18 protein-coding genes are annotated in these 23,966 nt (G+C 39.8%); 15 read left to right on the top strand and 3 right to left on the bottom strand.

Annotated features, from left to right (window positions below):
• Nucleotides 1-61: 61 nt before the first annotated feature.
• Complete coding sequence (locus KG708_RS11315; RefSeq protein ID WP_213609853.1) at nucleotides 62-607, bottom strand: HTH domain-containing protein; 546 nt, start codon at nucleotides 605-607, stop codon at nucleotides 62-64.
• A 216-nt stretch (nucleotides 608-823) separates the two neighbouring features.
• Between KG708_RS11315 and adhP the strand changes: the two genes are divergently transcribed.
• Nucleotides 824-1,834 carry an alcohol dehydrogenase AdhP gene (adhP, locus tag KG708_RS11320; protein ID WP_213609855.1) on the top strand — a complete coding sequence of 337 codons (1,011 nt, stop codon included), beginning with the start codon at nucleotides 824-826 and terminating at the stop codon, nucleotides 1,832-1,834.
• 52 nt (nucleotides 1,835-1,886) lie between these two features.
• Here the strand turns inward: adhP and KG708_RS11325 are convergent, their stop codons facing one another.
• Nucleotides 1,887-4,307 (bottom strand): TonB-dependent receptor plug domain-containing protein, encoded by a 2,421-nt coding sequence (locus tag KG708_RS11325; protein ID WP_213609857.1) that lies wholly within the window; start codon nucleotides 4,305-4,307, stop codon nucleotides 1,887-1,889.
• 294 nt (nucleotides 4,308-4,601) lie between these two features.
• Nucleotides 4,602-5,873 (bottom strand): amidohydrolase family protein, encoded by a 1,272-nt coding sequence (locus tag KG708_RS11330; RefSeq protein ID WP_213610214.1) that lies wholly within the window; start codon nucleotides 5,871-5,873, stop codon nucleotides 4,602-4,604.
• Between the two features lie 159 nt (nucleotides 5,874-6,032).
• On the opposite strand from KG708_RS11330, the gene KG708_RS11335 reads away from it, so the two are divergent.
• From KG708_RS11335 to asd, 14 genes are all read left to right on the top strand, one after another.
• On the top strand, nucleotides 6,033-7,850 hold the full coding sequence (locus tag KG708_RS11335) for a DUF885 family protein (RefSeq protein WP_213609859.1): 1,818 nt from the start codon (nucleotides 6,033-6,035) through the stop codon (nucleotides 7,848-7,850).
• 96 nt (nucleotides 7,851-7,946) lie between these two features.
• Nucleotides 7,947-8,459: a YcgN family cysteine cluster protein gene (locus KG708_RS11340; RefSeq protein WP_213609861.1), complete on the top strand. Its 513-nt coding sequence runs from the start codon at nucleotides 7,947-7,949 to the stop codon at nucleotides 8,457-8,459.
• A complete protein-coding gene (locus KG708_RS11345) occupies nucleotides 8,459-8,974 on the top strand; it encodes an RNA methyltransferase (RefSeq protein ID WP_213609863.1) in 516 nt (171 codons plus the stop codon). Before KG708_RS11340 ends, KG708_RS11345 begins: the two co-directional genes overlap by 1 nt.
• Before the next feature lie 266 nt (nucleotides 8,975-9,240).
• Nucleotides 9,241-11,130, top strand: coding sequence for a methyl-accepting chemotaxis protein (locus KG708_RS11350; protein WP_213609865.1), 1,890 nt, complete (start codon nucleotides 9,241-9,243; stop codon nucleotides 11,128-11,130).
• Nucleotides 11,127-12,230 carry a diguanylate cyclase gene (locus KG708_RS11355; protein WP_213609867.1) on the top strand — a complete coding sequence of 368 codons (1,104 nt, stop codon included), beginning with the start codon at nucleotides 11,127-11,129 and terminating at the stop codon, nucleotides 12,228-12,230. Before KG708_RS11350 ends, KG708_RS11355 begins: the two co-directional genes overlap by 4 nt.
• 433 nt (nucleotides 12,231-12,663) lie before the next feature.
• Nucleotides 12,664-13,416, top strand: a complete 753-nt coding sequence (locus KG708_RS11360; RefSeq protein WP_213609869.1) for a DUF3450 domain-containing protein — start codon at nucleotides 12,664-12,666, stop codon at nucleotides 13,414-13,416.
• 11 nt (nucleotides 13,417-13,427) lie between these two features.
• Nucleotides 13,428-14,795, top strand: coding sequence for a MotA/TolQ/ExbB proton channel family protein (locus KG708_RS11365; RefSeq protein ID WP_213609871.1), 1,368 nt, complete (start codon nucleotides 13,428-13,430; stop codon nucleotides 14,793-14,795).
• A gap of 3 nt (nucleotides 14,796-14,798) precedes the next feature.
• The gene (locus KG708_RS11370) at nucleotides 14,799-15,326 is read left to right on the top strand and encodes a MotA/TolQ/ExbB proton channel family protein (RefSeq protein WP_213609873.1); all 528 of its coding nucleotides are present in this window, start codon (nucleotides 14,799-14,801) and stop codon (nucleotides 15,324-15,326) included.
• Nucleotides 15,327-15,380: 54 nt separating this feature from the next.
• On the top strand, nucleotides 15,381-15,791 hold the full coding sequence (locus KG708_RS11375; protein ID WP_213609875.1) for a biopolymer transporter ExbD: 411 nt from the start codon (nucleotides 15,381-15,383) through the stop codon (nucleotides 15,789-15,791).
• Between the two features lie 6 nt (nucleotides 15,792-15,797).
• Nucleotides 15,798-16,403 carry an energy transducer TonB gene (locus KG708_RS11380; protein ID WP_213609877.1) on the top strand — a complete coding sequence of 202 codons (606 nt, stop codon included), beginning with the start codon at nucleotides 15,798-15,800 and terminating at the stop codon, nucleotides 16,401-16,403.
• Between the two features lie 49 nt (nucleotides 16,404-16,452).
• Entirely contained in the window at nucleotides 16,453-17,781 is a 1,329-nt protein-coding gene (locus KG708_RS11385; protein ID WP_213609879.1) for a hypothetical protein, read from the top strand.
• 312 nt (nucleotides 17,782-18,093) lie between these two features.
• Entirely contained in the window at nucleotides 18,094-19,710 is a 1,617-nt protein-coding gene (locus KG708_RS11390; protein ID WP_213609881.1) for a hypothetical protein, read from the top strand.
• Nucleotides 19,711-19,798: 88 nt separating this feature from the next.
• The gene (locus tag KG708_RS11395; RefSeq protein WP_213609883.1) at nucleotides 19,799-22,480 is read left to right on the top strand and encodes a TonB-dependent receptor plug domain-containing protein; all 2,682 of its coding nucleotides are present in this window, start codon (nucleotides 19,799-19,801) and stop codon (nucleotides 22,478-22,480) included.
• A gap of 203 nt (nucleotides 22,481-22,683) precedes the next feature.
• Nucleotides 22,684-23,826, top strand: a complete 1,143-nt coding sequence (asd, locus tag KG708_RS11400; protein WP_213609885.1) for an aspartate-semialdehyde dehydrogenase — start codon at nucleotides 22,684-22,686, stop codon at nucleotides 23,824-23,826.
• Nucleotides 23,827-23,966: the final 140 nt, after the last annotated feature.

Here is a 23,966-nt window from a genome sequence, read left to right on the forward strand (position 1 = left end):
ACCTAGAACCTAGAACCTAGAACCTAGAACCTAGAACCTCAGTCGCGATGTAAAATAGCTGCTACATTTTCTTCAATATTTTATCTTTGAGGTCAATGACTTTACCAATGCCTGAGCCTAGCTTCATTAATTTGTTGAGTTGCTCTGGTGTTAAGCGTTGCAGTTCTGACGACCACTTAGTCACTGTTTCCAGTAAGTTATGAATTTCGCCCATTTGTTTTTGTGCATAAATTTCATCATCGTTACTAGCTTCATCTAATAAGTTATCCCTGAGTAAGCTCAGCGTAGGTTCTACTTCACGTTTTTTTCGCTCTTCAAACACGCGGTTAGCCATATCCCAAATATCACCGGCAGGTGCGTAGTATTCTTTTCTATCCCCTGGGATATGCATTACCTTGATAAGTTGCCAAGATTGTAATTCTTTAATTCCCATACTCACGTTACCGCGTGAAATACTCAGCGCATCTGCGATTTGGTTTGCCGTCATTGGATCTTTGGTAATAATAAGTAACCCGCACATTTGGCCGATTGTGCGATTAAATCCCCAGCGGCTGCCCATCTCGCCACAATGCATTACAAAGGCAAAGTTTTTTTCTGATAATGTCATTGTTACAAGTTTCAAAAATAAATGAAATCTATGCTAGCACGCTGGTTAAGTATGGCAAGCGTTTAGCTTGGATAAAAAACCACGTTTTACGACTAATGATTGATATAGATTAATATTTAAGCATCTATAGTGGGTTATGTTGCGGGTATGCAACATGACATTGTTGTTTAACGCCTTTGTTAAATAGCATAATTTTTTATAAACGATGGAATGACTATGAAAGCAGCAATTAATACAGAATATAAAGGCAAGTTAGAAATCACCGATTTACCAATCCCAGATGTTGGCCCTAACGATGTATTGGTAAAAATAGCAGCGTGTGGTGTGTGCCACACCGATTTACATGCCTGTCATGGTGATTGGCCGGTAAAACCAAAAATGCCATTAGTCCCAGGTCACGAAGGCGTGGGCGTAATAGAAAAACTAGGCAGTAATATTAAACATTTAGAAGTGGGTGACCGAGTAGGTGTACCTTGGTTGTACAGCGCTTGTGGCCATTGTGAGTTTTGTTTAGATGGACGCGAAACCTTGTGTTTATCGCAACATAATACCGGTTACTCAATTGACGGTGGTTACGCTGAATATTGTTTAGCACATGGTGATTACATCATCAAAATACCGGAAGGATTAGGCTTTGCTGAAGCAGCCCCTTTATTTTGTGCGGGTGTTACAACGTATAAAGCGCTAAAAGTATCCGATGCAAAGCCAGGTCAATGGGTCGCTATTGTGGGTGTTGGCGGTTTAGGGCACTTAGCGGTGCAATACGCAAAAGCAATGGGCTTTAATGTTATTGCTGTAGATACAGGCAAAGAAAAAATGGCTTTAGCTAAAGAGTTAGGCGCTGATATTACGCTTGATTTTAAAGAAGTGGTGCCAAGTGAGGCTATTTTTGAGCAAGTAGGTGGCGCGCATGCTGTTGTTTGTACCGCTGTATCAAAACCAGGGTTTGAACAAGCGTATAAAAGTGTTCGCCGTGGTGGTAAATGTGTATTAGTTGGCTTACCGCCAGAAGATATGCCATTGCCAATTTTTGATACTGTGCTCAATGGTGTTTCAGTAGTAGGTTCTATTGTAGGTACGCGTAAAGACTTACAAGAATGCCTTGAATTTGCCGCACAAGGTAAAGTAAAAGCCATCATTGAAGAGAAAAAACTCGAAGATATTAATGAAATTTTCGATGACATGCTCAAAGGCGAAATTAACGGCCGTATAGTTGTTACAATCTAACTATACCAAAATATAGTGCGCACAAAACAACCAAGCTTGTGCGCATTATATGCTATAGCGTATAACTAAAGCTTAACTTTGCATTTCTTTCCTCACCTGGCATACCGCCTAAAAACATGGCTTTAGAATAGTATTTTTTATTAAACAGGTTATTAATGTTTACTTGCATTTGCCAGTTGTCTGCTTTATAGCTAACTGCAGCATCATACACGGTATAAGCAGGGACGTAGCCGTTATCAATACCGAACGAACTTGAGTTAGTACTGCGCTTATCAACAAACGTTAAGCCTGCGCTTAAATCTACTGCGTGAGGTAATTCAAATAACGCCGCAGAGTAAGTTACCCATGAGCTAGCAGTTACATAAGGCACGCCTTTTTGGCGAGTATCAAAGCTTGTGCTGTTTGGGTTGGTCTTATCGCGAGCATCTTGATAAACACCGTTGATGTTAACTTTCCATTGATCGTTCAAATACGCATTTAAGTCAATTTCTACGCCTTTGGTTTGTTCTTCACCATCAAAGAAACTTTCCACTACGTTTGGTGCAGACACGCCTGCTTCATAAAGTGGGTTGGCATATTCTAAATTAGTACGTGCACTTTCAAATACTACAATTGAAGCCAGTAATTGGTCATCAAACGCTTTAAAACGAAATCCTAAATCGTTACTAACAGATTCTGAGTCTTCTCTATCGGCTTCATTACCAGCAACAGAGCCAAGTACACTGTAGGCAGTACGACCTTTTGAGTGATTTAAAAATAAAGCCATGTCAGCGCTTAATTGATAAGTAGCCCCTAAATTGTACGTTAAACCGCTATCTGAGGTGTTTGCCTCTGGCGTTGGGTTTGCGCGGCTTTGACTATAACGTGGGTCAACACCAAAATGCTCGTAACTTTGTTTTATACGATTATGAGCAATCCCAATACGGGTGGTGATTTTATCGTTAATGTAGGCAACATGCTGAAGGCCTAAACCCCATGCCTGTACTTTTTTATTATAATCGCTGGTTTTAAGCGGATCGTAATCATTAAATTCACCCGTAGGCCAATTTGGCTGACGCATATCAAAAATATACGGCAGTGCGCCTTGGTAAATAACTTCACCGGCTTTGTTTTTAATGACCTTATCGGCATCGTAAATAGAATATTGTTTAAAACGAATATCACGATCTTCATAGTTGGCGTTAACCAGTAATTCGTTTTCTATGTTACCGAGCATAAAGTCATAACGTAAATCTAAAAAGTATTGCCATGATTTTTCATCCGCTTCTACTTGGCGGTACTCTTGGCGTCTGGCTGCAAAAGGGTATAACACGTCATCAACAACTAGCGGTGCGCGTGGATCTTGGTTGATCACGCCGTTACGTTTCCAGTAAACGTAGTTGTAAGCACCTGTTTGGCGGGCAAAACTTGAGGTGTAATTACGGTACTGTAGTTGTTGATTAACAAATAAATCATCACTAATGTAATAATTATGGGCTAATTTAAAACGCAGTTCTTCACCTTCGTTATCCTTTGCCATCGGTGATATTATGCCATTGGTGCCAAAGTTAAATGGTGTTAAACCATCATTGCTTGCCAAAGAGTTAGCTAGTTCATTTCGTTGTGCTTCACTCAATTGCAAGCCACTTGCTGTAGGGTCATTCACTAAATCGGCGCCTGATACTTCACCTGCAGTTAAACCGTTAACCGATTCACTGTTAAAAATACGAATAGGGTGGCCGATAGAATCCACAGCAATGGCGTCCTTGATATAGGCTCCCGATAACACAAACGCATGTTGATCATTTAGTACATATTTTAAAGACGAATAAATTTCATCACGTTGTTCTTTTAAATCACGAAAGCCATCGCTAGAGGCGGTTTTTGCCATGACTCGATAAGCTAAGTCGTCTGTTATTGCATTGGTGCTATCGAGTGCCAGTGAATAACTATCCCACTGACCAATATCCATTTCTAAGGTATGTTGTTCGTTAAACTGTGGCTTTTTTTCAATCAGGTTAATCACACCACCAGCACTGCCCATGCCGTATAAACCAGTTGCTGGGCCTTTTAATACTTCAATTGATTCAACATTGGTTAAAGAACGAGTAGGATTAAATGTATTGCCTAATCCTGCACCACCGTACATGCCATCATAGGTATAATTAGCACCTAAACCACGAATTACTAAATTATCACCAATGCCATAGTTGTTACCGGCTTGCGTTAAACCACTTACATTACGGATCACATCTTGTAAACTATCAATACCTTGCGATGCAATTAGCGCTTTATCAACAATGACCACGGGTGCAGGGGTTTCCATTAGTGACATATCAGATTTAGTGGCCAAACCTGAGCTCATTACCACTCGGTTTTGTTGCTCGTAAACACTAATACGTTCAATATCGGAATTAACTTGTGACTCGTTTGCCAATGCCAAGTGCGCGTTTAAGCACGCGAGTGTGAGTAGTGAGTATTGAAATCTTTTCATAGAGTGATAACCATTCGCATTTGTTAATTTGCGAGAATGATAATGGTTATCATTTTAAAATAAAATAAAAAGTTCAAACTTTTTTACTTTAATGAGGGTGTTTGCTTAATAGTTATACAATGTGATTTAAAAACAATCACATTTAAAAATATTAACGGGGTATTGCAGTCCCTAGTTGGCTTTACCAAGAGAGAATTAAAAAAAAGTGTTGATGATTAAATGGGCAGTTTAGCTACATTAGCTAAAAAATTGTTAAGGTTGAGCTGAGCTCAACCTTATAAAGATGTATAGGGTTTACTGCTTGTAAACGACACCGGCTTTCATTACAAAAGGAATACGCTCTAGTGTAGAAATATTTTTAAGTGGGTTAGCACTCACCGCTATAATATCAGCAGCAAAACCGGTTTTAATTTGCCCCAGTTGTGAATCTGCCTTTAATAATTTAGCACTATTAATGGTCGCGGCTTGAATAGCTTGTAATTCACTCATACCAAATTCAACCATTCGCGAGAACTGTTTCGCATTATCACCATGCGGATAAATAGCCGCATCTGTACCAAATACCATGTTAACCCCAGCTTCAACGGCGCGTTTAAAGCTGTCTCTTTGCTTTTTAGAAACAAGGCGTTCTTTATTTAGGTTCTCTTCATCTACCCCATTTTGCTCACCAAAGCTCAGTGTATACTCGGTATTATAAATATCCATAGAGAGCCAAGTACCGTGCTTTATAGCAAGCTCAATCGCTTCATCGTCTAAAAAGCTAGCATGCTCTACGCTGTCTACACCGGCTTTAATGGCTGTTTTAATGCCGTTAGTGCCGTGTGCGTGAGCCGCAACAGGTAATTCTCGCATGTGCGCTTCATCCACAATGGCTTTCATTTCTTCAAATGCGTATTGTTGTATGCCCACCTTTGTGCCTTTAGAAAATACCCCACCAGTTGCACATAATTTAATTGCATTAGCGCCATATTTAATATTTTCACGTACTTTAATTCGAACAGCCCATGGGCCATCAGCAACCCCTGAGGCGGTATATTTCATTTCTGGAGGCAAACGATTATTGTCACAATGTCCGCCAGTAATCCCCAAAGAAGGGCCTGCAGCCCAGATGCGAGGGCCAATAATATCACCTGCATTAATGCCGTCGCGAACCGCAATAACACTAAAGCCTTCTGCACCTAGGTTACGCACTGTGGTAAAGCCGGCTTCTAATGTTTTTTTAGCAAAGTAACTGGCTTTAATAGCCATACGCGGTACTGATTGGCCTAAACGTTCACTGCGCGAAACGGTTGGATCGCTGGTTAAATGCACATGCATATCCATCAACCCCGGCATTAAGGTGAGTTCAGGTAGGTTAATCAGTTCATCATTACTGGTAAGCGATGGCTTTTTATTAAATTGAATTTGGCTTATTACACCCTCGTCAATCGCGATTAACGGATTAGCTTTTAGCTCTCCAGTTTTTACATCAAGCAAAGCTTTGGCCGATATATAGGTGGTTGCCAGTGTACTTGCGCTGGTTAAGCTCAGTAATGCGATTGATGTAGTTAGTAAATGTTTTTTTATTTTGATCATTTTTATTATTTAATTATTTAAATTTACCTGAATGTAGCAACCATTAGCTATTGAGTAAATTATTTAGCGACGAATCCCACTCACCGTAATTGCTTTATTTAAGCCATTTTAAACCGCATAATTGGCGGGTAAAAACTAACAAGGATCTTTATGAAAGTTATTAAAATAGCACTGGTTGCCAGTAGCGTTATGTTTGCCTTAAGTGGTTGTATGAGCACCAGCTCACAATTAAACACAAATCAGCCAGTCGCGCCTGTAATAAGCGAATTATCAGCCGAGCAGCAATTAGATGTGCTCGTTGCACAGTACTACGATGAGTCATTAACCTTTAATCCCTTAAGCGCCACTTATAACGGTCGCCATGAATTCGATGATCAATTCTTGCCGGTGATATCGCAGGCTAATCGTGATAAAAAAACTGCTTTTTATAAAAAATATCAACAACGTTTAACGCTAATCGATGAATCACAATTAACAGGGCAGGCACTACTTAACTTTGAAGTATTATCGCGAGATTTAGCCCTGAAGCTTGAGGGCATGCAATATAAAGATTATTTGTTACCGATTAACCAAATGTCGGGAGCACATAATACCTTTGCTGGATTTGGTTCAGGGCAAAGTGCACAGCCCTTTAATACTGTTGCCGACTATGAGCAATTTATTAAACGTGCTGATGGTTTTGTGAAATGGTTAGCCAGTGTTGAACAATCAATGGCGCAAGGTGTTAAACAAGGCGTGGTATTGCCTATGCCATTGGCTAAAAAATTATTGCCTCAGTTTAACGTGCACGTAGTAACTAACGCAGAAGATTCATTATTTTATTCACCAATAAAGGCCATGCCCGACTCATTTTCTAATGCACAAAAACAGCAACTCACTGAGCAGTATAAAACGCTTATTTTAGATAAATTAGTGCCTGCTTATCAGCGTATGAGTGAGTTTTTACTCAACGATTATATTCCTCATGCTCGTGATTCTGTTGGTTATGCTGATTTACCTAATGGTAAAGCGTGGTACGAATATCAAATCAAGAAAAACACCACGTTGAGTTTATCAGCAGATGAAATTCATGACATTGGCTTACGTGAAGTGGCTCGAATTTTAAGTGAAATGAAAACGGTTAAAAATACCGTGGGATTTAAAGGCGATTTAGCATCGTTTTTTGAGCACTTACGTGACTCTGACGAGTTTTATTATAAAACAGCCGATGAGTTAATTGCCGCCTATGAAAATATTAAACTAAAAATAGATGCGCGTTTACCGCGATTGTTTAATATTGAGCCTAAAGCCCCTTACATTGTTAAAGCAGTAGAAGCGTATCGTGCGCAATCGGCAGCAGGGGCATCTTATGCTGGGCCTGCACCAGATGGTTCTCGTCCGGGTATCTTTTACATTAATGCTTACAACTTAAAAGCGCAGCCTAAGTTTTTACTTGAAACGCTGTCTATTCATGAAGCAGCACCTGGTCATCACTTTCAAATTGCACTGCAACAAGAAGTAGAAAGCCTGCCTGATTTTCGTAAATTTGGCGGCTACACGGTGTTTGCTGAGGGCTGGGCATTATACGCAGAGAGTCTTGGCAAAGAGCTTGGCTTATTTACCGACCCGTATATGTGGTATGGGCGTCTTAACGATGAGCAGCTAAGAGCTATGCGTTTAGTGCTTGATACAGGCTTTCATGCCAAAGGGTGGACACGTCAACAAGGCATTGACTACATGTTAGCTAACTCTTCAATGGCAAAAAGCGATGTAATTGCTGAAGTGGAACGTTATATTGCATGGCCTGGGCAAGCATTATCGTACAAATTGGGTGAGTTTAAAATTAAAGAGCTTAGAGATTACGCCCACCAGCAGTTAGGCGAGCAATTTGATATTAAAGCCTTTCATACGCAAATATTAATAGATGGCGCATTGCCTATGCCTATCTTAGAGCAAAAAATTAAACGTTGGGTTAAATCTCAGCAGTAACATAATCGCGCAAAGTCATTATTTGAACAGGGATTGGCTTTGCGCGCTTTGCTGCAATACGTTAGAATGCGCGCTCTTAAAAGGCGCGAGAACACCATGTTTGATCAACAATTAGCAAAAACCCAATTTTGGCTTAGCAAAAGTCTCAATGAAATGAACCAGCAAGAATGGGAAGCCATTTGTGACGGATGTGGTAAGTGTTGTTTAAACACCTTTATTGACAGCGAAGATGAAGATGACTTTACCGCCACCGATCAGCTAAGAGCAGGTGAGCAACTGATATTTACCAATATTGTTTGCCAATACCTTGATAACACAACCTGTGGTTGTAGTGAATACGAAAACCGCCAAACCTTAGTGCCTTCTTGCGTTAAGCTTACCAAAAAAAACCTCAAAGACATTTTCTTTATGCCCCAAAGCTGCAGCTATCGGCGTTTACAAGAAGGGCGTGGTTTAGCAACGTGGCATCCGTTACTTAATAACGGCGATAAAACTAAAATGCACGAGCTAAACATTTCAGTCAAAGATAAAACCGTAAAAGATTGTGATGTAAAACTAGAAGATTTTGATCTTTATATAGCCGAGTGGCCGACCAAGGATTGCAATTAATGAGTAAATTACAAGCAAGTATTGGTTTAATTAATCCTAAAAGCCCAACCAACGTGGGGGGCGTATTACGCGCCGCAGGTTGTTATGACGCAAAGCAGGTTTTTTTTACTGGCAACCGTTATTTAAACGCACAAAAATTTCATACCGATACTAAAAATGTAGTGCAACGTATTCCATTAACCGCTACCGATAATTTAGCGTCATGTAAGCCTGAAGGTGCTAAAGTGGTGGTGATAGAGCTAATAGAAGGGGCAACTCCCTTGCCTGAGTTTACCCACCCTGAGAACGCCTTTTATGTATTTGGTCCAGAGGATGGCTCTGTGCCAAAAGAGGTTTTAAAATGGTGCGATGAAGTGGTGTATATCCCCACCATAGGGTGTATGAATTTAGCGGCAACCTGTAATGTTGTCCTCTATGACCGACTCGCCAAGTTGGGTGGTATTCAAAGTAGCGATGAAACCATTATCACTTCACGCGATACTAATAATAAAATGAAATGGCAAAAACAACCTTAAACATATTTGTTGTTTAAGGTTCATCCCTTCCTAAATGTAAATGAACACATAATCTGTCGATGTCAGTTATTTAACTAATTTTAATAAAGTTAAACAGCGTTTGTTGTAATTTAAAAACACCATTTATCACCTGCCAAGACGTTACATATCTCAGTATTTATTATTATTTTTGTTCTTTAATTTCATTGAAGCCATATTTGCTAAGACATTCAGTTAAAAATTTGTTAAAAATATGACGGTAATAATGATTAACACTTAAGGTACTTATGCTCAGCTCACTAAAATTCACCTCCAAAATCACCATTGCTGCATCACTCGTGTTAGTTCTAGTGCTAGGTGTTTTCACCATAAATAATTATTTTTCAATGCGGCATCAAACTCAAGAGCAGTTATCGCTGATACTAGAACAAAACTCTGAGTCTGTTTCTAAAAACATTGCAAGCTGGCTTAATAATAAATTAGCGATTGTGATTTCTATTGCAAAAACATACCAAGATGACGATGCCAAGTCTTTAACGCTTTCGCAATTAAATACAGCTGAGCTTGCGGGGGATTTTAAAAATACCTACATAGGTAAATCATCGGGTACGTTTATTTTAAATGATCAAAGTGTTGTGCTCCCCAGCGATTTTGATGCGACAAGTCGCCCTTGGTATAAATTAGTAGAAAATAAAACAACAACGGCTTTTACAACGCCTTATATTGATGTGACGACCAACGAACTGACAATTTCAGCCGTTGCCCCTATTAATAGTAATGGTCAATTTAAAGGGGTAGCGGGGGCAGATATTGATATGCAAACCATCGCTGAAATTATTGGAGATATTGATTTTTTAGGACTCGGTTATGGTTTCTTACTTGATAATAAAGGGCAAATATTAAGTCACCCTGATAGTAAATTAAATTCAAAAACAGTCGCTGACTTAATGGGTAAAAATACACCGTTAGAAGGAGAATTTACAGAGTATCAAGTAGCCGATGAAACCTCGTTGGTATCCTTTACTAAAATTCGTGGTATTGAAAACGTTGATTGGTATCTAGGTGTAGTAGTTAATAAAGATAAAGCGTATTCAAGCGTTTCTTCGTTTGGTCAAAAGGCAATTGTATTTTTAATTATTGGTATTTTAGTGATTGTTGCATCACTGGAATTTTTACTGCGCTATTTGATGCGCCCTATGTATCGTCTCAATGATGCCATTAGAGATATAGCGCAGGGAGAGGGCGATTTAACCTGTCGGTTAAGCGTTGAAAACGATGACGAATTTGGTCAATTGAGCAATTCGTTTAATATTTTTATAGAAAAAATCCAAAATTCAATAATTCAGGTTAAATCTTCAACGCAGTTACTCGAAACGGCAGTCGCTAAATTGGTCACGCAAACAGACTCAACATTAACTATGTATGATGACCAAAGTGAGCGCACCAATAGTGTGGCGTCGGCAATCAACCAGTTTTCAGCCACCTCAACAGAAATTTCAACCAGCGCCAGTAATGCCTCGACGCTTGCTAAAGATGCAGATCAATACTGTGCTAAAAACCAGCAAACTCTCATAAATAATGTGTCAAGTATTCATCAACTATCACAAAATATAGAGCAAGCGCAAGAAACCATAAATAGTTTAGATTCGCATACCGCTAATATAGGTAATGTACTGGCAGTAATAAAAGGGGTGAGTGAGCAAACCAATTTGCTGGCTTTAAATGCGGCGATAGAGGCAGCACGTGCTGGCGAGGCGGGAAGAGGGTTTGCGGTTGTTGCTGATGAAGTAAGGCAACTAGCACAGCGTACTCAGCAATCAACGCAAGAAATAGAAAACACCGTCATTGAATTGCAAAAAGGCTCAAGCTCAGCCGTTGAACTGATGAAAACCAGTTTAGAAGAAAGTGAAAAAAGTGTTCAGCAAGCGGATGCGGTTGGCGATGTAATGAAACAAATAATCAGTGCGATAAAGCAAATAACCGATGCCAATCATAGTGTGGCCAATGCCACGGATGAGCAAAATCAGGTGGTTAAGTCATTGCACGCTGATATTCACGTTATTAGTGATTTATCGACACAAGGTCAGTCAAATCTAAATCTTACTTTAGAAGAATGCACTAAGCTCAAGCATCAATTTAGTGACTTAGAGCGTATGGTTAAAAAATTCAAAGTATGAAGAGTAAAGCAAAAGTAAATAAGCATAATTGGCGCAACTTAATTAACATAGACAGTGTTTATAGTTTTGATAAACAACGCCAAATGTTTTCATTATTCACTATGATAGCGATTTCATTGGTGTTAATTACTTATTTAGTCATTGCCAACCATCAAGTGTATGCGCCCATGTTAACTGCGGCGTTAATTTTGGTGAACCTTACTATTGTCGGGTGTATTATTTATTTTATAAAAACCAGAGAGATTGATGCAATCGCTCTTATTACATCAGTGATTGTATTTGTGATGTGTTTAGCTTTGGTATACACCGGGGGAAAACAAAACACCGCTTTGTATTGGTTAATGTTTTACCCTGTTGTTGTGTTTGCCATACTCGGCGTAAAATTGGGGGGTTGGTTAAGTAGTGCGATGTTATTGAGCTCTGTTGTTTTGCTCTATGGTCCTGATGTAGGGCAGGTTGTGTATGGTGAGGTAGAAAAGACCCGTTTTGTTGCTGCGTTTTCATTAGTGTTGGTTTTTTCTTTTATCGGTGAGTATTTTCGTCACCGCAGTCACCTTGCCATTGCAGATATTACTTTAGAACAAAAGCAACATGCATACACGGATCAACTCACAGGTGCACCTAATCGACGTTTTATTACGTCGCATTTTTTAAATCTTGCCGCCTCAAGACCCGCACATTATTTACCGCTGTCTATTTTACTTATTGATTTAGATAAATTTAAGTCATTAAATGACACCTATGGCCATGATTTTGGCGATACGGTATTAATAGAGTTTACTAAATTATTAGAGTCGCAATTTCCTGCAACTGCGCTCAAAGCACGTTATGGTGGTGAAGAATTTGTGGTTATTTTACCGCAGTTGACCACCATAGAAGCGAGCATTTTAGCTAATCGTTTCAGGGAATGTGTACAACAACATGTGTTGTTAACCGATAAACAGCAACATGTGTCGTTAACATGCAGTATTGGTATTGCACAGGCTAATCATGTTGATGATTACAACCAAGCTTTAAAACAAGCGGATGATTATTTATATCAAGCTAAAGCTCAAGGACGAAATAAAGTGATATGTGCACACGCCCAGCATACGGATTAATTTTTTATATTAATCCGCAAAGGTCAACAGGCCCTAGTTTAAACCAGTTGTTTGAATATAATACCAATTTTATTAACTAGCGTATTAAATAACTCGCTTCCTGCGTTAAAAATTATTTATATAGAACAACTATGTATCATAATTTTCGCCATGTTATCGCGTTATTTCCTTGTCGATATAATTGCTCACTAATTTAATGCAATTGGTATAATTAAGTGACTAATACACAGCTGTTTTCATTAAAGCGCAAACACTAAAAGTCTATTTTATTACCGCTGTCATAAAAAAGACTTTTTAGCGCAACACGCTTGTCATTTTTAATCTATACACTTTCGCTCATTGAATATAAGTCGCTTTAAAATGTTTTTAAAACATATAAAAGTGCTTAACAAACACTAGCAAATCCGCTAATTAACGAGCAAAGGTGCATACGATGAAAGGCGTTAAACCATTAATTTTAGCTGGTATTGTAGCCGCAAGTGCAGCAGTCCATGCAAATGAATTAAACACAGTAATTGATAAAAGCAGTGAAATTAATAAATCAGCTGCGCAATCACAAACAAAAATAGACAAGATTGCAGATTCAATGCAAGGGCGTTTACAGCAATTTAAAACCTTAAACAAAGAAATTGACGGTTTAGCCGTTTATAACGCCCAGTTAACTAAGCAATTAAATAACCAAATAGAAGAAATGCAATCACTTAATCTTTCAATGGATCAAGTGTCTGTTATTGAGCGTCAAATCACGCCTTTAATGCTTCGTATGATCACCGGCCTAGAGCAGTTTGTTTCTCTAGATGTACCATTTTTAAAAGAAGAACGTTCAAAACGTCTTTCTTCTTTAAAAGAAATGATGGACCGCGCTGATATTAATTCAAGTGAAAAATTTCGCCGTGTGTTAGAAGCCTACCAAGTTGAAGTTGACTACGGTCGCACTATCGAAGCTTATACTGACCTTTTAGATGTCGATGGAAAAGAACGTGAGGTGGACTTTTTACGCATTGGTCGTCTAGAGCTTATTTACTTAACCCGAGATGGTAAAAAAGCCGGTAGTTGGAATGCAGACAGTCAATCATTCGTTGCTTTACCTGATTCAACTATTAGCCAAATAAATAAAGGTTTACGCATTGCTCGTAAACAACTTGCCCCCGATATGTTAACGCTACCAGTTCACGCTGCAGAATAAGAGGTTAAAAAATGAAATTGCTTACTAAAATGACAAAAATGGCTCTTTTTACTGCAGGCTTAAGTATTACTGGTGCAAGTGTTGCAGCCGAGCCAATGAATTTAGATTCGTTACTTAAAACCCTAGAAGCGGGCAAAGCAGTTCAAAGCGAGCAAAACAAACAACGCGAACAAGCGTTTATTTCGCGTGAAAATGAACAAGTACAAATGCTTAAGAACACGCAAGCTAAACGTAATCAAATGTTAAATGAGTCAGAGCGCTTAGAAACTCAGTTTGAAGAAAACGAGATTAAATTAGCCAATTTAACTGACACGTTATCAAAGCGTATGGGATCGCTTAAAGAGTTATTTGGTGTATTACAGCAGGTAGCAGGCGATTCGAGTAATAAGTTTGCTACCTCAGTGGTGTCGGCACAAATACCTGGGCGTAGTACCTTTATGGATGAACTGGCACAAAAAATGGGTTCAACATCAAAACTTGCTTCTATTGATGATATAGAAAAAGTGTGGTTTGAGCTTCAACGCGAAATGACCGAACAAGGTAAAGTTAGCCGCTTTACTACTGACGTAATTGTTGACGGTGGTAATAAAGTACAAAAAGAAGTAGTTCGTGTGGGCGCGTTTAATTTGATTAGTGACGGTCAATACTTAGAGTATACACCTGCTACAAATACAATTAGCCAATTGACTCGCCAACCAAGTAGTCGTTTCACAGCGACGGCAGCTGATTTACAACAAGCAAACTCGGGTGTTGTCCCATTTGCACTTGACCCAACTGGGGGCTCAATTTTGGGTTTATTAGTGCAAGCACCTGATACCAGCGAGCAAGTTCATCAAGGTGGTGCGGTAGGTTACGTTATTTTAGGTGTTGGTTTGCTAGCCTTGCTTATTGCTCTAGAACGTTTTGTATCCCTGATGCTTGTAGGCGGTAAAATTCGTCGTCAACTTAAAGACAACGTTGCACGTGATGACAACCCGCTTGGTCGAGTTATGCAAGTGAAAGATCAATATCCAGATGTTGCCTACGACACTTTAGAACTTAAATTAAGTGAAGCTATTTTACGTGAAATGCCAAAAATCACACGTAATTTAACTTTAATTAAAATCATCTCTGTGGTTGCACCTTTACTCGGTTTATTAGGTACAGTAACCGGTATGATCAATACATTCCAAGCTATCACCTTATTTGGTACTGGCGACCCTAAACTAATGGCTGGTGGTATTTCACAAGCATTGGTCACCACTGTATTAGGCTTAGTTGTTGCTATTCCTACTGTGTTTATTTACACCATACTTAACACGCGTTCAAAAGGTCTGCTGCTTATTTTACAAGAGCAAAGCGCAGGTATTATTGCCGAGCGAAGCGAGAAAGGAGCTTAAACCATGGTGCTATTGATTGACTCAATCAATGCTATCCGTGATTTTCTCGACACAGGTGGCCAAGTACTCTTGGTCATCGGGGTGTTAATTTTCGCGATGTGGTTATTGATACTCGAGCGATTTATTTACTTTTTTAATGGTTATCGAGCTTATAAAAACACGGTAAAAAAACAGTGGGCACAACGTAGTGAACGTAATAGTTGGCACGCAGAGCAGATCCGCCAAGCGCAAGTGTCACGAGTCAGTATGCGCCTTAATGCAAATTTACCCTTGATAAACGTTATGGTTGCTTTGTGTCCTTTATTGGGATTGCTTGGCACGGTAACAGGTATGATTGAGGTATTTGATGTAATGGCAATTACAGGTACTGGCAGTGCGCGCTCTATGGCATCGGGTGTGTCAAAGGCAACAATTCCGACAATGGCTGGCATGGTCGGGGCGTTATCGGGTGTATTCGCCTCAACGTATCTACAGCGTAAAGCCAAGCGTGAAGTTGAATTACTGCAAGACACTATGGTGTTAGACCACTAAAAAATTATTGAAAAGCGGTGTATAAAAACACCGCTTATTCTAGGAGAGACAAAAATGAGAGCCCCATTAGGTAATTTATTCCAAGAAGATGAAGCAGAAGAAATAAACATGACACCTATGCTAGATGTTGTATTTATCATGTTGATTTTCTTCATTGTTACAGCATCGTTTGTGAAAGAAGCAGGTATTGATGTAAACCGCCCTGAAGCGGCAACCGCGGTTAAAAAAGAGCGTGCGAATATCTTGGTTGCTATTTCTGATAAAGGTGAGATTTGGATTAATAAACGTCAAATTGATGTACGTGCTGTACAAGCTAACATTGAGCGCTTAAAGGCGGAAAATCCACAAGGCAGTGTTGTTATTCAAGCGGATAAAAAAGCCACCACAGAAACGTTAATTAAAGTAATGGATGCATCGCGTGCAGCGGGTGTATTTGATGTTTCTATCGCGGCGCAAGAAGGATAAAAAGTGATGCGTTATTTATTAGCACTAGTCATAGCCGGTGTGGTGACCTTTATGCTCTTTTTAGGCATGCAGGCATTAATTAGCGGTGGTGAGGGCGCTATGAGTGAGCCTGCCAAAGGCAACGTGCTTGATTTTGTACGCTTAAAGAAAGAGGAAACTGTACAAAAGAAAGAACGTAAACCACAAAAGCCGCCAACACCAAAAGAACCGCCGCCACCTATGGAATCACCACAAATGCAAAACAGTGATAATAATGCGGCTAGTAACAATTTTGATTTTGCCGCAAATGTCGATGCAGATGTGAATCTTGCCGGCGGATTAGCACTTGAAACCAGTGATGGTGAATATTTACCAATTGTAAAAGTGGCCCCTGTTTATCCTCGTCGTGCGCTCTCTCGAGGTATTGAAGGGTATGTGATTGTAGAGTTTACAGTGACAAAACAAGGCACAGTAAAAGACCCGCGTGTTATAACTGCTGAGCCAGAATCATTGTTTGACAGAGCCGCTATGGATGCCGCACTTAAATTTAAATATAAACCGCGGGTCGTTAATGGTGAAGCCGTTGAAGTGGCGGGTGTGCAAAATAAAATTTCTTTCCAAATTAATGGTTAATCAATCTTATATGGCCTAGCGGCTGCTAAAGAGTGAAAGTGAGGCAATTATGAAACTACAACTTACAGCAAAACTTTTAAAAGTAAGCTTAGTATGTACTGCAGCAATAACAACCAGTATTGTTGCGCCCAGTGCGTTGAATATTTTACCAGGCGTTGATACAGCCAGTGTATATGCAGCTCAAGAGCAAAAAACTAAGCGCGTTCCGGCATTACGTGAAAAGGTTTACAGCCAATTAGCAAGAGCGCAAAAGCTGGCCGATGACGGAGATGTAAAAGGTGGCTTAGAGGCGTTAGATAGTATCAAAGCACGTTCATCGAGCATGAACTCTTATGAGGTAGCAATGATGCATAACTTTTATGGGTTTATTTACTACAATGAAAATGACTTAATAAAAGCGATCGCCTCATTTGAAAAAGTGATAGCTGAAGAAGCAATCCCTGAATCACTGCGCTTAAGCACCACCTTTAGCTTAGCGCAACTTGCTATGGCGAATAGTGACTATAAAAAGGTGATTGCATTTTTAGATCAATGGGATGCCATTAATACCAAACCTAAAACCGACGCTTATTATTTACTAAGAGCGCAAACCTATTATCAGTTAAAAGACTATAAGCAAGGGCTGAGCTATATTACCCAAGCAATTAACTTAAGTGATAGTGAAGGTAAAGTACCTAAAGAGAACTGGCTAGTATTGCAACGTGCTATGTATTACTCACTTAATCAAACCGATAACGTAGTTACTGTTCTTGAGCGTATGGTAAAACTGTACAATAAACCTGAATATTGGGTGCAGTTGGCCGGAATGTATGGAGAAACAGGCCAAGAAAAACAACAGCTCAGTATTTTAGAGGCGGCATACCAACAAGGCTTTTTAACCTCAAAATCAGATCTAAGGCAGCTTGCTCAGGTGTATTTATATAACCAATTAGCTTATAAAGCAGCCGATGTTATGAGTAAAGCACTAGCGCAAGGCATTGTTGAAAAAGAAGCTAAAAATTACGCTTTTATTGCTGAGGCGTTAATACAAGCAAAAGAAGAGGCAAAATCGATAGATTACTTTGCTAAAGCCGCAGAGCGTTCAGAGCATGGTAAATACGACCAACGTTTAGCTGAAGTATATGTTAATACCGAACAATATGAAGAAGCTGCTGATGCAGCTCGCAAAGCGTTAGACAAAGGAGGTCTTGATTTTGAATCAAATGCGTTTGTTGCACTGGGAATGGCGCAGTACAACTTGCAAAATTTTGACGCCTCTATCCTTGCATTTGAACAAGCCGAAAAGCACAAAAAGTCGCAACGTTTAGCACAGCAATGGATCAAATACGTAAAACGTGAAAAAGTGCATGCACAAACCCTAAAAACAGCACTTCTATAATTAGTATAGTGCGTCAATTAAGTATTAATTAACGTACTAAAAACCAGTTCATAATTGCACTAAGCAAACCGTATTAAAGGTAACTTTAATACGGTTTTTTTATTATTTTAAAAAGCAACGCATTGATTTTTAGATAATTGATATTGTCATGTTATGTTTATGAAAGTGTAACTAGATTGTCATAACACTCCCGTATTGTATTCGTATTCGATAACTCAAGTGACCTTAATGCATGAGTATCGTGCTTTAACGTGACTTAAGTTTTTACTTAATGCGCTAACACAATAATTAAATACTATTACGGAGTGAACAATGAAATTATCTGGCTTATTTAAAGTTAGTCTTGTAGCAGCGGCAATGACATTAGCAGGTTGTGGTGGTGATATAGAAATTACACCAACGGTTAATGACAACAGCACCAGTACTGATAACAGTGTTAATAACTCAAATAATAGCAGCGGCGGTGGCACAAGCACTGAAGTTGAATGTACAAGCTATGAAACTGATGCAGGAACTGTTGAGGGTATATTCGATGGCCTAGATTGTTTATACAATGATTCATTTGCAAGCAAAAATATTCAAATCACTGCAAACTTAACGTTTAACGAATTACCAGGTGGTGGTGTTCACGTGTTTGATGATGCCCTGCTTTTTGGTCTTGATGGTGATACCTCTCAAGGTTTTGAGATCCCACAAAATGGTCCTACGCTTACAGTAAAACCTGGGGCAAAACTTGCTTTTAAATCAGGTGATGCAATTATTCGTGTTGCCCGTGGTGCAAAAATTCAGGCAATTGGTACTTTTGAAAAACCTATCGTATTCACTTCAGCTAAAGCCTTTGAGCGTTTAGATGCTGAAGGTAATGGTCCTCTTTATGCTGATTGGGGCGGCATCATTATTAACGGTAAGGGTATCACTAACGGCTGTACAGATGCAGAGCGTGATGCAGCCACGTGTAACAGACCTTCAGAAGGTATTACAAGTTATTACGGCGGTAATGATAACAGCGACTCTAGCGGTAACATTAAATTTGCAAAAATTTGGTACGCAGGCTCTGGCCCTAAAGTAGGCGGTGAGGGCGACGATTTAAACTCGCTCACGCTTAACGCTGTTGGTTCTGGTTCATTGTTTGAGTACATTCACGTTCACCAAGGTTACGATGATGGTGTAGAGCTTTTTGGTGGTGCAGCAAATCTTAAGCGCATTATAGTAACTGATTCACAAGATGACTCATTTGACTTTGACTCAGGTTGGCAAGGTAACGCACAATTTTTATATGCTATGCATGGCACTGTAACCCTTCCAGATGGCACTGTGGTTCATATGGGCAATGGTGGTTTTGAGGCTGATGGTATTAAAGGCGAAGCAACTGAGCAAGCACCTACATCAAACCCAACAATTGCAAACGTGACGGTAATTACAACTGATGGCTTATCAGTTCGTGATAATGACCCATCGATTGCTTTTAAATTTGATGACTCATTTACTGCGAATTACTATAACGTATTAATGACCAAAGATGTGGCAACGCAAACAAGCTGTATTAATTTTTCAAGTGATGGTGAGCGCCAAGCTGATAAAATTATATTTAACAGTGCGGTAATGAGCTGTGCATCAGAGTTTGCCGGTGAAGACAGCTTCGTTAGTGGCAGTGAGCCAGATTCACTAACTGCAACTACTAAAGCAGCATGGTTTGAAAGAGGCGGTATTAACCAACGTATTGGCGAAGGCGCTGATGTATTTGCTGAGAATGGTTTTGCAACTAACACTGCATCTACTGATATTACAATTGATGCTAACGATTTAAGCACATTAGATTCAGACTTCTTTGAATCAGCTCCTTATATTGGTGCGGTGTCTGATCAGGATACAGATTCTACTTGGTACAAATGGGTTGAAACGGCTGTTAATGCAGCACGTGCAGACTAATTAACTAACTAGTGTATCGATTATTCTGGGCGCCATTTGCAACTGCATTTTAGGCGCCCATTTTTTAACTGATTAGGGATCTGTAAAGATGTTAAATCAATATAGACTGCATAAATTGTCGTTGGCAATCGGTCTTGGTCTAGTGGCAGGTTCAGCTAATGTGAGCGCTGCCCAATTAGATCAAAGTGAAATAGAAGAAGTTGTTGCGGTAGGTACACGTTTACAAGGGAGTGCTGCTGCGGTTGTTGAAGAGCGGAAAAATCAAGCGTTTGTTGCCGATATTTTAGGTGCTGAGCAGTTATCTCGCACCGGCGACGGTGATGCGGCATCAGCACTTCGCCGTGTTACTGGTTTAACGCTAGTTGATGGCAAGTTCATTTACGTGCGCGGCCTAGGTGAGCGTTATTCAAGTGCGCGTTTAAACGGAGCGAATATCCCCAGCCCCGATTTAACCCGTAATGTTGTACCGCTAGATATTTTTCCTGCAAGTATTATAGAAAGTATGGCAGTGCAAAAGTCATACTCTCCTGATATGCCTGCTGCCTTTGGTGGTGGTAATATCGATATTCGTACAAAGTCAATTCCTTCTGAATTTACAGCGGGTTTTTCTGCGGGTATAGCCAAAGATACATCAGCAGATAAAGGGTTTACTTATAAAAGTAACGATAGTGATATCCCACAAATACTCAATGAGGCAATTGTAAAATACCGTGGTAATTTTAGTGTCAGTAATATTATTGACAGAGACAACTTGGTAGATACCGATTCAGCTACTCGCTCAGAGCAAGCAATCGCTATCAATAATCAGCTACTAAAATCTATACCGCGTGATTACACACTTAAAAATGAATCACTTGACCCAAGTTGGGATATAAAAGCGCATTTAGGTAATAGCTTTAATGAGCCATGGTTAGACGGGACTGTGGGCTTTTTAGTCTCAGGTGAATACGATAAAGAGTGGGATGCTTCAAATAGGCGCTCAGCAGTTATTGCACAAAATATCAGTGAAGACTGTGCCACAACGTTAGATACTGCAGAAGATGTTAGTACATCGTGTTTTAACACAGTGAAAGACTCTAAAGTAACGACCGAGAACGAGCGTTATAACGCAACACTGAATCTAGGTTACAAGCTAGATACCCACAGTGTTTCGTTTATGAGTTTATTTTTACGTGACATAGAAGATGAAACGGAAATTGCTACTTCGCAAAGCCCCGCAGGTAGTTCTGTGTTTACCATTGCTAATACTAACCAAGCAAACCGTACCCACGAGTTTATTTTAGAAGAGCGTACACTCACGGTTAATCAGTTACTTGGTCAACATACGTTTTTAGATTATTGGGGAATTGGTGCTGATTGGCAATATACACGTTCAAAAGCAACTACAGACATACCTACAAGCACAGATTTTAGGTTTCGTGACAATTACGATGATGCTGGTAATTACGTAAATTCGCAAATAACGGGTGATGACAATAGAGCTATATTTTCTTATATAGACATGGAAGATAGAGTGAACTCATACGGTGGTAATTTAACGCTTCCTTTAAGCTTTTCTGCTGTTGAAGTTGAGTTAAAAGGGGGTTTTGATGTCTCCGACCGCGCGCGTATTTATAACACCTCAAGCTTTGCGATGAATAACGGCACCGGACTTTCACTTGTTGTTGCCAATGACCCACTATTAGCAAGTAGCTATTTAACTGATGAGTTTATTGACGGTCAACGTATGTTGCTTGACTTTAATGAGCCTTCTGCGCCTGATGCAGATGACTATTTAGCTGGGCAAAAAATAGAGGCTGGTTACGGTTCGTTTGACATTATTTATGACAACCTGATTCGAGTTAGTGGCGGTGTGCGTTATGAAGAGTTTAAGCAAACGTCAATTGGTACATCAAGCTTAATTTTTACTGCGGATGATCTGAATAATTTTTATTCTGCGGATAAAATTGCAGCGGGTAGTATTCTTGAAGATGATTTCTTCACTGCACTTTCACTGACCTATTTAGGCTCAGAAAACTATCAGGTTCGCTTAGGATATGGTGAAACGGTAGTTCGACCTGACTTACGTGAGGTTGTGCCTGTGTCTTATTTTGACCCTCGTACAGATATTCGTACTTTTGGTCGCAGTGGCCTGCAAAGTAGCCCCATTAAAAACTATGACTTACGTTATGAGTATTATGGCGAAACAGGTGATTCGTTCTCTGTTGCTGCGTTTTACAAAGACATAGAAAAACCTATTGAAACTGTTTTACGTGTTGGCGATGAGGATTATTCTGCTACGTTTGTAAATGGTGAAACGGCAGAAGTGTATGGTGTTGAAGCTGAATGGCTAAAAGATCTTACATTCTTAACAGAAGGCTTATTTACAAGTGGTAACATTACGTTAAGCGATTCAGAAGCAAGTATTGATCCGGCGTTTGCGGGTAACTTAACTAATCCAACAAAGCGTATGACAGGGCATTCAAAGTACGTTGTTAACTTACAATTAAACTACGACTCAATGGATGGACAACACAGTAGTTCTTTAGTGTATAACGTCTCTGGTGAGCGTATATTAGCGGCGGGTATTGCAGGGCGAGATGATGCCTATGAGCAGCCCTTTAACTCATTAGACTTAGTGTATACGTGGTATCCTGATTTTAATTCTAACGTGAAGTTTAGAATTAAAAACTTACTTGATGAGCAGCAAGAGGTAACTCAGTCAGATATTATAGTACGCTCGAAAGAAATTGGTACTAGTTTTGATATTAGCTATAGCTATTCATTTTAACTAACTCTGGCCTAGGAAGGCGAATACAATAAAACCTAACGCCGATTAGCCCTATTTTACGATAGGGCTTTTTTTATCACTATGAAAAAAATTTAAGTTACAGTTTATTGACTAGTTTTAGTGTGCTGGTGGTGTTAGCTTAGGGCTGTAAAAATTAAATCTCACGCAATGAATTTTTAATTTTTAATGTATAGGCTCCTTTTATGAATCAAACAGTGGAACAAACAATGAAAAAAGTAGGATTAGTCGGATGGCGCGGCATGGTAGGCTCAGTGTTACTAGAGCGAATGAAACAACAACATGATTTTGCACATATCGACACCACCTTTTTCACCACCTCACAAGCAGGTCAGCTTGGCCCAGATTTAGCGGGTGCGGCCAAACCGCTTTTAGATGCCAGCGATATTTCTGAACTTGCAAAAATGGACATTATTGTTACGTGTCAGGGCGGTGACTATACCAATGCGGTGTATCCAAAATTACGTGAATCAGGTTGGAATGGCTATTGGATAGATGCCGCCTCTGCACTGCGTATGAGCGATGACAGTATTATCGTGCTCGATCCCGTTAACAAAGATGTGATTGAACAAGGGCTTGAGCAAGGCGTTAAAACCTTTGTGGGTGGAAACTGCACGGTTTCACTTATGCTATTAGCGCTAGGTGGTTTATTTGAGCACGACTTAATTGCATGGGTAAGCCCAATGACTTACCAAGCGGCGTCGGGCGCGGGGGCGCGCAATATGAAAGAGCTCATTGCACAAATGGGCGCTATTCATGCAAGTGTTGCGCAGCAATTAGATAACCCAAGCTCAGCGATATTAGAAATTGATAAAATAGTTAGTGAAAAAATGGCATCAAGGGATTTGCCTCAAGATCAATTTGGTGTGCCACTGGCGGGTAGCTTGATCCCGTGGATTGATGTGCCGATGCCAAGTGGGCAATCAAAAGAAGAGTGGAAAGCGCAAGTTGAAGCCAACAAGATTTTAGGCTCATCTAAACAACCGGTGCCTATTGATGGGTTATGTGTACGTATTGGTGCAATGCGTTGTCATAGCCAAGCGATGACCATTAAATTACGTGAAGACATTAGCGTAGAAAAAATAGAAGATATTTTAGCCTCGCACAATGAGTGGGTTAAAGTTATTCCTAATGAGCGCGACATTACCAGTACCGACTTAACTACAGTAAAAGTAACGGGTACGTTAAGTATTCCTGTTGGCCGCATTCGTAAATTGGCTATGGGACCTAAATATATCAGTGCCTTTACCGTAGGCGATCAGCTTTTATGGGGCGCCGCCGAGCCACTTCGCCGTATGCTTCGTATTATTGTTGACAATAAATATTAATTTTATTGTTAATTTAGGGCGTGTTGCTTTTGTGGATTTGAAATATGCTAATCCACAAAGGTAACGTGTGCTTAATTGGTATAGCCGCCTTCGTTTTTTCTAAGTTATATTGACACTTTAAATTTAGCGCTACGATTAAA

Origin of the sequence: Pseudoalteromonas sp. (assembly GCF_018402495.1) — a bacterium.
Taxonomy (GTDB): domain Bacteria; phylum Pseudomonadota; class Gammaproteobacteria; order Enterobacterales; family Alteromonadaceae; genus Pseudoalteromonas.

What these genes read in the sequence shown, in the direction of transcription:
- KG708_RS11315 (WP_213609853.1), bottom strand. Translation starts at nt 607, where the DNA reads ATGACATTATCAGAAAAAAACTTTGCCTTTGTAATGCATTGTGGCGAG.
- adhP (WP_213609855.1), top strand. Translation starts at nt 824, where the DNA reads ATGAAAGCAGCAATTAATACAGAATATAAAGGCAAGTTAGAAATCACC.
- KG708_RS11325 (WP_213609857.1), bottom strand. Translation starts at nt 4,307, where the DNA reads ATGAAAAGATTTCAATACTCACTACTCACACTCGCGTGCTTAAACGCG.
- KG708_RS11335 (WP_213609859.1), top strand. Translation starts at nt 6,033, where the DNA reads ATGAAAGTTATTAAAATAGCACTGGTTGCCAGTAGCGTTATGTTTGCC.
- KG708_RS11340 (WP_213609861.1), top strand. Translation starts at nt 7,947, where the DNA reads ATGTTTGATCAACAATTAGCAAAAACCCAATTTTGGCTTAGCAAAAGT.
- KG708_RS11345 (WP_213609863.1), top strand. Translation starts at nt 8,459, where the DNA reads ATGAGTAAATTACAAGCAAGTATTGGTTTAATTAATCCTAAAAGCCCA.
- KG708_RS11350 (WP_213609865.1), top strand. Translation starts at nt 9,241, where the DNA reads ATGCTCAGCTCACTAAAATTCACCTCCAAAATCACCATTGCTGCATCA.
- KG708_RS11355 (WP_213609867.1), top strand. Translation starts at nt 11,127, where the DNA reads ATGAAGAGTAAAGCAAAAGTAAATAAGCATAATTGGCGCAACTTAATT.
- KG708_RS11360 (WP_213609869.1), top strand. Translation starts at nt 12,664, where the DNA reads ATGAAAGGCGTTAAACCATTAATTTTAGCTGGTATTGTAGCCGCAAGT.
- KG708_RS11365 (WP_213609871.1), top strand. Translation starts at nt 13,428, where the DNA reads ATGAAATTGCTTACTAAAATGACAAAAATGGCTCTTTTTACTGCAGGC.
- KG708_RS11370 (WP_213609873.1), top strand. Translation starts at nt 14,799, where the DNA reads ATGGTGCTATTGATTGACTCAATCAATGCTATCCGTGATTTTCTCGAC.
- KG708_RS11375 (WP_213609875.1), top strand. Translation starts at nt 15,381, where the DNA reads ATGAGAGCCCCATTAGGTAATTTATTCCAAGAAGATGAAGCAGAAGAA.
- KG708_RS11380 (WP_213609877.1), top strand. Translation starts at nt 15,798, where the DNA reads ATGCGTTATTTATTAGCACTAGTCATAGCCGGTGTGGTGACCTTTATG.
- KG708_RS11385 (WP_213609879.1), top strand. Translation starts at nt 16,453, where the DNA reads ATGAAACTACAACTTACAGCAAAACTTTTAAAAGTAAGCTTAGTATGT.
- KG708_RS11390 (WP_213609881.1), top strand. Translation starts at nt 18,094, where the DNA reads ATGAAATTATCTGGCTTATTTAAAGTTAGTCTTGTAGCAGCGGCAATG.
- KG708_RS11395 (WP_213609883.1), top strand. Translation starts at nt 19,799, where the DNA reads ATGTTAAATCAATATAGACTGCATAAATTGTCGTTGGCAATCGGTCTT.
- asd (WP_213609885.1), top strand. Translation starts at nt 22,684, where the DNA reads ATGAATCAAACAGTGGAACAAACAATGAAAAAAGTAGGATTAGTCGGA.